Source organism: Bacteroidota bacterium (genome assembly GCA_041658205.1).
In the GTDB taxonomy this organism is placed as follows: domain Bacteria; phylum Bacteroidota; class Ignavibacteria; order UBA10030; family UBA8401; genus UBA8401.
Genome location: JBBAAO010000001.1, coordinates 1,997,022 through 2,009,030 on the forward strand (window position 1 = coordinate 1,997,022; position 12,009 = coordinate 2,009,030).

The following is a 12,009-nucleotide window of genomic DNA, read 5'->3' on the forward strand; positions in this document are numbered from 1 at the left end:
TTCCTCCGATGGGAGTGATTATTTAGGAAATGATATTCTTGGTTTATCGATGTACGAAACGCCGCTCACGGAGCATAATGAAAATATTTCTCGTCTTGTTAAGTGACCGAGAGCAACATTAGCATTCGGAAAGGTCAGCGACGGAAACAACGGTTGAATACCTGTTGAATCGCTGACGGTAACAACAATTTCTATCGGCCGCCCGTCATCTGCAGTTTCGGATACCATTGAAATAAGTGCCGCTGAGATTTTGCTCTTACAGAGTGCACTAATCTCTTGTTGCCCCGAGCAATCAACAAGCAACAAAAAAACCATTACCAAAGGAATTCTCTTTAGAAAAAGTCGAACGACTCCCGTTGATAATGGCTTAATCTGTTTATGCATTCTTACCGTGACAGTTTTTATATTTTTTTCCGCTGCCACAGGGGCAGGGATCATTTCGTCCTACTTTATCACCGGAAAAGATCTGTTGAACTTTCGGCGCTTGATGTTGTTGCTGTTGTTTACCATCGCCTTCTTCAACATCAATGTTCCCCTGCAGTCCCATTCCGGTAGAAGCAGAATGTGTCAACGTCATGCGCTCTCGATTGAAACCGCGTCGCTGCTGTTGTGCTTCAATCTGCTGTTGATTCTCAGGGAAGAGTTTAAAGACCATGTTCAGCGCTTCGCGGTTGACTAAACCGACAAGTTCAACAAACATTTTATACGCTTCCGATTTGTACTCCAAAATTGGATCTTTTTGGCCATACGCCCGGAGGTAAATCCCCTCTTTCAGATCGTCCATTTCCCGCAGGTGTTCTTTCCACCGCGAATCGATGATCTGCAACAGCGAGATTTTTTGGATGAAATTCATCGCTTCATTGCCGACCGATTCTCGTTTGCGTTTCAAAAATTCCGTAGCGGTTAACATCACTCGTTCTTTCACGCCATGGACACCGAGTGTTTGAAACTCCGTTGGAGTCATTTTCACATCGATCAACAAATTCGATCGCAGTTCATCGACCATTTCATCCAGCGTTCCGGGTTCGAAATGTCGTTCTACGACGTCTTCAATGTAATCATCAAGCATCTGATAAATATCATCTTCCAAATGCTCACCTAACAACGCATGACGACGTTTGGAATAAATCACTTCGCGCTGCTGATTCATGACGTTGTCATATTCCAGTAATCGTTTACGGATACCGAAGTTATTCTCTTCAACCTTCTTTTGAGCGCGTTCTATCATTCTGGTGATCATCGTATGTTCGATCACTTCCCCCTCTTCCGCTCCCATTTTCGTCATAATCGATGCAATACGATCACTGCCGAATAACCGCATCAAATCATCTTCCAACGATAGAAAGAATTTTGTCATACCGGGATCGCCTTGGCGCCCTGCACGACCACGCAACTGACGATCGATTCGGCGAGCTTCATGCCGCTCAGTACCAATAATGGACAGACCACCGACTTCACGAACTCCCGGACCGAGCTTAATGTCTGTTCCGCGTCCTGCCATATTCGTTGCAATTGTTACTGCACCCGGCAAACCGGCATTGGTAACAATTTCTGCCTCGCGTTGATGTTGTTTCGCATTCAAAACATTGTGCGGGATTTTTTCCCGTGTCATCATTCTGCTGAGTGTTTCTGAAACTTCAACACTTGTTGTTCCCACAAGCACCGGCTGTTTTTTATCTCTTAACTCCTTAATCTGGGTGATCAATGCATTGTATTTTTCCCGTTTCGTGCGATAGACAACATCATTTAAATCATCGCGGATAATATCTTTATTGGTCGGAATGATAACAACATCCAATTTATAGATATCAAAAAATTCTGCCGCTTCCGTTTCCGCTGTACCGGTCATACCTGCTAATTTTTTATAGAGGCGGAAATAATTTTGCAGCGTAACGGTCGCCATTGTCTGCGTATCACGTTCAACATGAACTCCTTCTTTCGCTTCAATCGCTTGGTGTAAACCATCGGAGTATCTTCTGCCGTGTAGAATACGACCAGTAAATTCATCAACAATCTGTACTTTGCCATCGTCAGTAACAACATACTCAACATCTTTGTCGTACAACGAATACGCACGCAACAATTGTCGGACGGTGTGGACACGGTCGCTTCGTTCCGCAAAAACCCTGTTCACTTCATCTTTCTTTATTTGCTTCTGTTCAAATGACACTGTCGTATCATTTTCAATGTAACTCATTTCTGTTCCGACATCCGGTAGGACAAACATATCCTTGTCCATGCCACTGGCCATAAACTCGCGCCCTTTTTCCGTCAGGTCGATGGAATGATTCTTTTCTTCGATTGAATAATACAACTCGTCATCTATTTCGTGCAAGCGTTTGTTCTGCTCTGCGATATACACCGATTCTGTTTCAAACATCAGTTTCTTTGGAGCACCCTCGGAGAACATTTTCGTCAGTTTATTATTTTTTGGATCGCCACGGTACGCACGAAACAACAACACACCCGCTTCCTCTTTCTTCCCGTCATTCAGCAGCTTTTCCGCTTCTGCAACAATTCGCGCAACAAGATTTTTCTGTGTGCTGACAATCCGCTCCACACGCGGTTTCATTTCATTGAATTTATGATCATCTACTTCCACCGGACCGCTGATGATCAACGGAGTTCGGGCTTCATCGATCAACACGGAGTCCACTTCGTCCACGATGGCATAATAATGTCCGCGTTGAACCATCTCGTCCGGCGTGTGCACCATGTTATCACGGAGGTAATCAAAACCAAATTCATTATTGGTACCGTAGGTGATATCGCAATTGTACTGTTCACGACGTATGAAAGGATTTTGATTCGTCACAATACATCCAACTGTCATTCCGTGAAATTGAAAAACCTTTCCCATCCACTCACTGTCACGGCGTGCCAGATAGTCGTTCACCGTTACAAGATGAACACCTTTTCCCGCCAACGCATTTAAATACATTGGAGCGACTGCCACAAGCGTCTTTCCTTCGCCCGTCGCCATTTCGGATATTTTTCCTTGATGAAGAACAATTCCGCCCATCAACTGAACGTCGTACGGAACCATCTCCCATTTCAATTTGTGTCCGACAACATCAAAATCTTGATTAAGCATTCTACGGCAGGTTTCTTTTACAACAGCAAATGCTTCAGGAAGAAGTTCATCTAATGTCTCTTTAATGGTCGCCAACTCTTCTTTTTCATGCTCTTCCAGATTCGTAAAGAGTTCTTCGCGAACAACTGCATCTGTTTCGGTCTTCAATTGTGATTGGATTTCTGCGATCTGTTCCCGAATCTCTTTCACCGACTCAGCAATTCGATCTCTAAACTCCTGCGTTTTTGCTCGCAACTCATCATCGCTTAATGATTGTAACAACTTGAATTGTCCGTTAATCTCTTCAACAAGCGGTATTAACTGGGTGACGTCCTTTTCTTTTTTGCTTCCAAATAAACTGCTAAAAAACTTTAACATTGCTTCCCTTTTTTCAATTATTTCAACTATATCATCAATATACTAAAATTTACGGTACGATAAAATCCGATCTCTCTTCTTCATTGACGAACGATAAAGCCCAAACATTGTCTGGAATGTGAAGAGATTAAGATTTTGATTTTATTTTTCTCTTGCTGCTCACCCATTGCACCTCTTCTTGTCCGGCAAGAACATTTGCATATCGAGCCATTACAAAGAGCAGATCGGATAAACGATTGAGGTAAACGATAACAGCAGTGCCAATATTTTCGTTCCTGGATAAGTGTACGCTATTTCGTTCTGCGCGACGGCAAACGGTTCGTGCCAGATGCATATGTGAGGCAATGACCGATCCACCTGGAAGTATAAATGTTTTCAGCGGTTTCAATCTTGCTTCAAATTGATCGATTGCCTTTTCAAGGGGACGAGCATATGAAAGTTTTATTCGAGGAATAAATGTGCTCCGATGACTCAAGGGGGTTGCAAGATCTGCACCGAGTTCAAATAATTGATGTTGAATTTTACGCAATACTGTATCAATGGATCTGTGCGGTTCAAGGGAACGGATGACACCAAGTAGCGAATTTAATTCATCAACGGAACCATATGCCTCAATTCGTAAAGCATCTTTAGGAACCCGCACGCCTCCAAACAATGCTGTTTCCCCTTGATCACCACTCTTCGTATAAATTTTCATATCGATTGCTCCGACAGTATTAATGGTGAATGTTCTTTCCCAAAAATGAAAATTACAATAACATTTGGTAAACTCCAAAAGAACAATGACCACCAAAAAGCAAAGAACTTTTAGTTCATTCCAACAGAGACTCAACTCTTTTCAGCTTGCCATCGATATTCACGTTTTGTTGAATCTTCAGAATTTTACAGAGAAGCGGATAAATATCAATATTTTCCATTGTGCCAATTTTAAATTTTTTCTTGAATGCAGGACCTCTTGCCACAAATATTCCTTGCATCTCTTTGTGATGTTGGTTGAAGCCGTGATTCCCTTTCGGGAAGTTCAATAATCGTTTCTTCGACAGTTCTTTATCAGTAAGACTCCAACCTAAATCCGCGGCAACCAAAATCGAAAAAACAGATTCTGATTTTTTCAAATGGAAAGAATCCGGAATTTCATTTTTTAAATACACTTGAGCATGTTTCAATTGTCTGCGTAAGGTATTGACAATTTCAGCATTGCGATTCTCAAGTGATTCAAGAAGCAATATCGGGCCGTCCCATTCAGCGAGATATTTTTCTTCTTTAAGATAATCTCCCACAACAATTGTGCGTTGTGGATCAATTTCAGTCATGCCATGATCAGAGACGATGAGAATGTTTGTGGATTCGAATCTCTTTGTTTGTTTAAGATACTGCACGAGTTTTCCGATAAGCGAATCCATTTCCGCAATGGTACGATTGATCTCCATTGAATTCGGACCAAACCAATGCCCTTGCGTATCCGTTGCGTCAATATAGAGTGCTATAAAATCCGGTCGTTCATCCTTGGGAAGTTCTAACCAGCGTTTAACCCCTTCTAATCGTCTTTCATATGGTCGTGTATGCTGATATCGTTCAACATAGTTCGGACGCTTGGTACTGTCGTTCAATTCACTTCCCGGCCAAAAATAACTTGCAGTAATTTTCCCTTGTTTCCTTGCCGTTTCCCAAATTGCTTCTCCCTTATACCAACGGGAATCTCTCACTTCAATCGTATCACTAATCTTATAAACTCTCTTCGTTGTAAGGTCAATAAATTCATTTTGAATGATACCATGATTTTCCGCATACATACCGGTGACAATAGCCAAATGATTTGGAAATGTTTTCGTCGGATAGACGGGCTGCAATGATGTTGCTTTCACGCCGTCAGAAATCAACGAATCAATATTCGGCGTCAGGTTTCGGTCAAGGTAGTCCCAGCGAAATCCATCGAACGATATCATAATGGTGCAAGATTTCTCTTGCGAATAAACGAGAGAAAAGAATAAGAAAACAGTAAATAAAATTTTCTTCATCATAGATAAAAAAAAGCCCCGCAGATCAATCCTGCAGGGCTGTTAAACACCAACAGTGAATATTAGTTAAATGTATACCGGATACCGAGTTGGATTCTAAATACATCCTCGATACCATTGGTCGGATCAAATGTATGGTCGATCAATTTTCCATTCACTGTACGTAACTGATATGATACTCTTCCGTCTGTTGTTGTTTGGTTTACCAACGGGCTTGTTGTTACCAATTTTTGTGAAACGCCCCAATCTTTGTTTAACAGATTGGCAACATTAATAACATCAGCTCTTAGTTGGAATGAATTGCGTTTTCCGAACAAATCAGCAAATACTTCCTGCACAATGCTCAAATCAGCTCTATAGGTCATCGGCATGAAGACGGCATTACGTTCAGCATATTTTCCTCTGTTTGCGCTGAGATAATCATCCTGTTTAATGAACGCTTCCCATGCATCTGCCTGTTGCTGTACTGTAAACGGTGTAGTACCTGTGATCGCTTTAAAATTCATTTCTGACTGATCTTTTGGAATATAAATAAGATCATTCACGCCACCATCACCGTTCAGATCACCACTGTATGTATAGCTTGCAGTGGTAACGCCGAATGCACCATTGTATCCAAGCGTACGGGCTTCCCAGAATAAAGAAATTGTCGTGGAACCAATTTCAAAATATTCAGCACGATAGGAAACAGTTGCAAATATTCTATGACCAGGTGATGTCGCTGCAAATCCAACTCCAGGATTATTTGGATCACCACTATGAGCATTACCAAACCAAGAACCTGATGCAATTGAACCCGGATCAACGGTATTTTTTGATTCTCCATAGCTATATGCTGCTTTTGCAAACCAACCTTCACTAAACGGTTTCTCTAACGAAAAAGCCAAATTCCAAGAATAGCCAGTGTTTTGATTTTTCATCACAATAGCATTCGGAACTTTGGAATAAATTCTGTTCGAAGTTTTCCATCGCGGACGGGTATCTACACCTGCAAATAATGTATCTGCTTTGGGTAAGTTAGCATTGATATAATAAACGCCATTGACATCTTGGCCATATAAAAATTCTGCAGTTCCAACAAGATCATAAGGAAGTGTTTGGTCGACAGCAATATTACTTCTCCATACTTGTGGGAATTTAAATTCTGGATCGGTCAACGCTAATTCATAACTTGATGATGGTAATCCCGTTGCTGTTTGTTTATAACGGTCCGGGCTTGGATTGAACGGCCGTGTCTTTGTATTGTCGATCTGTTCAAATCCTGTTAATACACCATTGTTTCCAATCTGATTGGAGATCCAGACATAAGCCGGTTTTCCAGTGAAAATACCTGTTCCTCCACGTACTTGTGTTGAGCGTTCACCAGTAACATCCCAGTTAAATCCAATTCTTGGTGACCAAAGGATATTGGCATCCGGAAGTTTATCAGTTTTATAATGAACGGTAGCACCATTCTCATCGCGAAAATTCATTGTATCAACTTCAGCATTCTTGTATCCAGTCTCTTCAAACATCGGGATATCAAGCCGTAATCCGATTGATATTTTTACGTCCGGCATTACTTGCCATTCGTCCTGAGCATACAGACCGGTGTAAAGTACTTTCAATTCTTGAACAGGTTTTACAAGACCTGGAATATTTGACCATCGGACTTGGAAGCGACGAAGTGTGCTATCAGCCGCTGCTCGAGCCGGATTGGCAAGATATCCGTTTGCATCAGAATAAAAGTCCGAAAGTTTATTATAGACATATGCACTTTGCGCACCCGGAAAGAAAATATTTTCCGATTGATATTTTTCGATACTTGCACCAAGGGTGAAATAATGATCATCCAACGAGTACGAAAAATTATCCTGCAATTGATAGCTGCTATATCGCAATTCATTGTTTGGGGTGAATGGTTCAAAACCAAACGATGTATAGTTATTCCCTGCACTCAGAATATCAACAAAGGGGAAAAATGTTCCGCGTGATTCACGGCTTTCGTCGTGATGGGAATATCCGACAATAAGATTGTTCGACATATTGTCGCCGAGGATGCTGTTCCATTCACCGATGATATTCCGGATATTTTCACCGATTTGATAATTTGAGTTTTGGAAACCCAACGCTGTTGTTACGTTGTTACGACCTCCTGTACCAAGTCCTAATGAAGAAGAACTTGATTCGAGTACGTCGGTTTTTGAATCAAGATGGATGTACCGTAAAATTAATTTATTTTGTTCATCCAAGTTGTAATCCAACTTGCCAAGAAAACGTATTGCAGGAGTTTCATTATTATAACCTTCATATGGCCCTGTTTCATAACCAAAATTAGATTTTAAAAAGGATCGTAATCCATCTAAATCCGTTTGGAGAACTCGTGTAACACTTCCACCTTCCGATTGTCCAGCGCGTTTAGCTGTAAAAGTCGTTCCGGGTTGTGTAAGATTTTCACTTTCGAAACTACCAAAAATAAATAACTTATCTTCGATAATCGGTCCACCCAAATTTAAACCAATCTGATTGTATTTAAATGTTCCCGGTTTGTACTTTAGTGCTGCTGCGTCTTGTCCGACTAAACCTTGATGCCGCATGTAGTAGTATGCAGAACCTGAAATATTATTGGTACCGCTTTTTGTAATCGTATTAATTCCGGCGCCAACGAAGTTACCCTGACGAACATCATACGGAGCGATGTTCACTTGAATTTGTTCGACAGCGTCAACAGAAACCGGAGCAACGTTTGTTCTGTCGCCAGGTTGACCTTGCAAACCAAACGAATTATTAAAATAGGAACCATCGATCGTCGTATTGTTGTAACGATTATCCATTCCACCAAATGTGTTGTTGCCGGCGAATTGGGGTGTTAAGCGTGAAAAGTCTTGAACTTTTCTTGTGATCGTGGGGAGTGCTTCAATTGCATTTTTGCTGATAGCGGTTGCCGCTCCTGTACGTGCAGCATTCATGATAGTACTTTTTTCAGCAGTTACTTCCACTGCTTCCATTTGTACATCTTCAGGAACTAAACTGAAGTTTTGTTGCAATGTTTGAGAAAGCTGCAAATTAATTCCAGAACGTTCCTGCTTCGCGTGTCCAAGTAGCGAAACCGAAACTGTATATGGTCCGCCGGAACGTAAATTTGCAAGGTTGTAATGACCGTCTTCCCGTGTTGTGACACCGTATTTGGTGCCGCTGGGAACATGGACTGCCATAACGATAACACCGGGCAAACCTTGTCCGTTATTATCCTTTACAACTCCCGCTAAAGCAGACGTTGTTACTCCTTGTGCGTACATTGCTGAGGATAGGATACCTATCACCAGCAGAAGGCGTATCGCATATTTCATATAAACCCCTCATTGGTTTATGGTGGATGTTTTAGTGAATTGATTGTTGAAGATACAAAATTCGTATTACCAAAATGTTATGACAAAAAAATTACAAATAATCTTTTCATCAACTCAATAGATTATTTTTTCTTTTTTGATCTCGATTTCCAAAAATCGGGCAGCTCATGAAAGAAATGCACCGATGTTTTTATCCCGCCATAGAAATTGTCAATATTAATATGTTCGTCGGGAGAGTGTGCGTTTTCATCTGGAAGCCCAAATCCTAAAAGGACAGTGTCAAGCCCGAGCAATTTTTTGAATTGAACTACGATGGGAATGGAGCCTCCTTCACGTTGATACAACGGCTTTTTCCCGAATCCTTTTTCCAATGCGGAAACGGCGGCTTTCACACCAGGAGAGTCAATGGGAGTAATGGCCGCTTCTCCGCCATGATGGAGTTTTACCTTCACATCAACTGATTTCGGAGCTACTTTTTTAATGTGGTTGACAACGAGTTTCGAGATCTTCGATGAGGCTTGATCCGGAACCAATCGACAAGAAATTTTTGCAAATGCTTTTGACGGAAGAACCGTTTTTGCACCTTCTCCGATATATCCACCCCACATTCCATTCACTTCAAGTGTCGGTCTCGCCCAGGTCCGTTCATGCGTCGAAAATCCTTTTTCGCCCCACAATTCCTTCACTCCAAGATCTTTCGCATACGCTTTATCGCTGTGCGGCAATTTTTTATACGCAGCACGCTCAACCTTGGTTAATGGACGAACATCGTTATAGAAACCCGGAATGTTCACCTTATTATTTTTATCATGAAGAGAAGCGATCATTTCACTTAATGCTTGAACAGGATTGTGAACCGCACCGCCAAATGTTCCGGAATGCAAGTCACGGTTTGGTCCGGTTACTTCAATTTCGAGATATGCTAAACCGCGAAGTCCGTAAGCAATTGACGGAACACCTTTCGCATACATGGAGGAATCGGAAATCAATACGAGATCTGCTTTCAACAATTCCTTGTTCTGCCGTACAAATTCTTCAAGGTTTCGGCTTCCGATCTCCTCTTCCCCTTCAATAATCATTTTGATATTCACGGGAAGTTTTCCGTGATGCTTCATGATTGCTTCAATCCCTTTGAAGTGTATAAACACTTGTCCTTTATCATCAACCGATCCTCGCGCATAAATATTCTCTCCGCGGACCGACATCTCAAACGGCGGTGATGTCCAAAGATTTAGCGGATCGACCGGTTGAACATCATAGTGACCGTATAATAGAACCGTCGGTGCTCCTACAGCGCCAAGCCAGTCGCAGTACACAACCGGATGACCTGGAGTCGGCATGATCTTGATGTTTTGCATCCCAATTGTCCGCACATGATCGGAAATCCATTGCGCGCAAAGTTGTATATCGCCATTATGATTTGACTGAGAACTGACACTGGGTATCGCAAGGAAATCTTTAAGTTCGGAAAGGTAACGGTCTTTGTTCGATTCGATAAATGCAAGAACTTTTTCCATAGAAGCACATCCTTACTCTTGGTAAAACACAAAGAAAAATCTGCGAGAATATAATGACCACTTAATACAAAAGCAATCATCGTGCAATAAAAAACCCTCCTAAATTCCGGAGGGTTCTGTGTACTATTTCTGAAATATTTTTGTCCATTCATATTTTTTACGCTTCTTCCAATTGGCGTTATGGTAGAGGTAACTGAAGATGAGCGGAACAACGGTCGTCGCTTCGGCATACACCATTTGCTCGTGAGTGGTTTTTACTTTACCCCACGAACTTGCCTCTTTTAATGTTGAAGAGGAACAGGCACCGTCCCGAACATCTGCAACGGTGATTTGAATCGCATATTCATGCATCGGAACATCCACACCGAGTACCTCAGCACAAACAACGGTATCCTGAATGAAATTCTTCGGTACTCCGCCGCCAATCATGAACAAACCGGAGGTTTTTGCCTTCATCTTAATCTGCGTCAATTCGTAGAAATCTTTCACGGAATCAATCGTCATATACGGCTTGCCTGCTTTCATTCGTTCGTGCTGGTGTTTTACCAAACCAAATCCCGCCGAAGAATCTGAGAATGCCGGGCAAAAGATAGGCACATTGTTTTCATATGCCAATTGAATAAGGGAATTCTTCTTTTTCGCATTTTTTACGCACCACTTTCCCATTTCATAGATGAATTCACGGGATGAATATGGACGCGGTTCAAGAGATTCCGCAATTTTAAAAATGGTGCCGTCGCACACTTGCAAGGACTGCTCATCAATATACGTATCATAGATACGATCAACATAATTATTCCGAAGCATATTGTCATCAATGAACGGAGTTCCTTTATAATGCTTGAAACCAAGTGCTTCAAAAAAATCCATATCCACAATGGATGCTCCAGTCGCAACAACCATATCTACCATGTTATATTTCACCATATCGGAATAAATATTCATACATCCGCCTGCACTGGTGCTCCCCGCTAATACCAGAGCATTCGTGCAGCCATTATGCTCAATCATTTTCTTAAAAATGTCGGTTGCGCGAGCGGTATCGCGTGAACTAAACGACATATCGCGCATGGCGTCGATAATCGGCGTCGAGTCGAACTTCGTCGCATCGACTTGTTTTATGACTTCTTGTAGTAAACCTTTTTTCTTCATTGATGCATCTCCTGATTATTGTTATTTGTGATGTTGTAAATAATTTTTTATTGTGTCGAGACTATTTTGAGACCAATAATGGAACCGATAAGAGTTGTTAAAAACAATAAACGCCAAAAATCTGCCGGCTCTTTGAATACCAGAATACCCACCAGCACAGTTCCTACTGCACCGACGCCTGTCCAAACAGCATAAGCAGTCCCAATCGGAAGCGATTGAGCCGCTTTATACAGTAAAAACATACTGATTGACAAAGAAACGAAAAAACCGACCATCCACAACATTGCCGTTGTACCGGTTGTTTCTTTTGCCTTCCCTAAACAAGAGGCAAAACCAACTTCAAAAAAACCGGCAATGATAAGTATGATCCAATTCATAGATACACCTCTCGATAGAACGTTAATGTGTGATGTATGATATAGCTAAAAAATAAATGAAAGAAGAAGATACAGCGTGAAAAACAATTTTAGCTTGCGACGGAACTGTCAGAAAGGATGAACGATGAGATATAGATCGTCTCTAAGAAATGGAGTATGATGGAA

At 41.6% G+C, this 12,009-nt stretch carries 8 protein-coding genes; all 8 read right to left on the bottom strand.

Going from position 1 to position 12,009, the window contains the following annotated elements:
* Window positions 1–18: 18 nt before the first annotated feature.
* The 8 genes from WDA22_08235 to WDA22_08270 all read right to left on the bottom strand — a co-directional run bounded on the left by WDA22_08235 (window position 19) and on the right by WDA22_08270 (window position 11,844).
* Window positions 19–384, bottom strand: coding sequence for a hypothetical protein (locus WDA22_08235; GenBank protein ID MFA5833450.1), 366 nt, complete (start codon window positions 382–384; stop codon window positions 19–21).
* Entirely contained in the window at window positions 377–3,451 is a 3,075-nt protein-coding gene (gene secA / locus WDA22_08240; GenBank protein ID MFA5833451.1) for a preprotein translocase subunit SecA, read from the bottom strand. Before secA ends, WDA22_08235 begins: the two co-directional genes overlap by 8 nt.
* Window positions 3,452–3,578: 127 nt before the next feature.
* On the bottom strand, window positions 3,579–4,148 hold the full coding sequence (locus WDA22_08245; protein ID MFA5833452.1) for a cob(I)yrinic acid a,c-diamide adenosyltransferase: 570 nt from the start codon (window positions 4,146–4,148) through the stop codon (window positions 3,579–3,581).
* 115 nt (window positions 4,149–4,263) lie between these two features.
* Window positions 4,264–5,397, bottom strand: a complete 1,134-nt coding sequence (locus tag WDA22_08250) for an ectonucleotide pyrophosphatase/phosphodiesterase (protein ID MFA5833453.1) — start codon at window positions 5,395–5,397, stop codon at window positions 4,264–4,266.
* Window positions 5,398–5,531: 134 nt separating this feature from the next.
* Window positions 5,532–8,798 carry a carboxypeptidase regulatory-like domain-containing protein gene (locus WDA22_08255; GenBank protein ID MFA5833454.1) on the bottom strand — a complete coding sequence of 1,089 codons (3,267 nt, stop codon included), beginning with the start codon at window positions 8,796–8,798 and terminating at the stop codon, window positions 5,532–5,534.
* A 122-nt stretch (window positions 8,799–8,920) separates the two neighbouring features.
* Window positions 8,921–10,315, bottom strand: coding sequence for a dipeptidase (locus WDA22_08260; GenBank protein ID MFA5833455.1), 1,395 nt, complete (start codon window positions 10,313–10,315; stop codon window positions 8,921–8,923).
* Between the two features lie 123 nt (window positions 10,316–10,438).
* A complete protein-coding gene (locus WDA22_08265; protein ID MFA5833456.1) occupies window positions 10,439–11,467 on the bottom strand; it encodes a deoxyhypusine synthase in 1,029 nt (342 codons plus the stop codon).
* 47 nt (window positions 11,468–11,514) lie between these two features.
* Window positions 11,515–11,844: a multidrug efflux SMR transporter gene (locus tag WDA22_08270; protein MFA5833457.1), complete on the bottom strand. Its 330-nt coding sequence runs from the start codon at window positions 11,842–11,844 to the stop codon at window positions 11,515–11,517.
* Between the last annotated feature and the right edge of the window lie 165 nt (window positions 11,845–12,009).

What these genes read in the sequence shown, in the direction of transcription:
- WDA22_08235 (MFA5833450.1), bottom strand. Translation starts at nt 384, where the DNA reads ATGCATAAACAGATTAAGCCATTATCAACGGGAGTCGTTCGACTTTTT.
- secA (MFA5833451.1), bottom strand. Translation starts at nt 3,451, where the DNA reads ATGTTAAAGTTTTTTAGCAGTTTATTTGGAAGCAAAAAAGAAAAGGAC.
- WDA22_08245 (MFA5833452.1), bottom strand. Translation starts at nt 4,148, where the DNA reads ATGAAAATTTATACGAAGAGTGGTGATCAAGGGGAAACAGCATTGTTT.
- WDA22_08250 (MFA5833453.1), bottom strand. Translation starts at nt 5,397, where the DNA reads ATGATATCGTTCGATGGATTTCGCTGGGACTACCTTGACCGAAACCTG.
- WDA22_08255 (MFA5833454.1), bottom strand. Translation starts at nt 8,798, where the DNA reads ATGAAATATGCGATACGCCTTCTGCTGGTGATAGGTATCCTATCCTCA.
- WDA22_08260 (MFA5833455.1), bottom strand. Translation starts at nt 10,315, where the DNA reads ATGGAAAAAGTTCTTGCATTTATCGAATCGAACAAAGACCGTTACCTT.
- WDA22_08265 (MFA5833456.1), bottom strand. Translation starts at nt 11,467, where the DNA reads ATGAAGAAAAAAGGTTTACTACAAGAAGTCATAAAACAAGTCGATGCG.
- WDA22_08270 (MFA5833457.1), bottom strand. Translation starts at nt 11,844, where the DNA reads ATGAATTGGATCATACTTATCATTGCCGGTTTTTTTGAAGTTGGTTTT.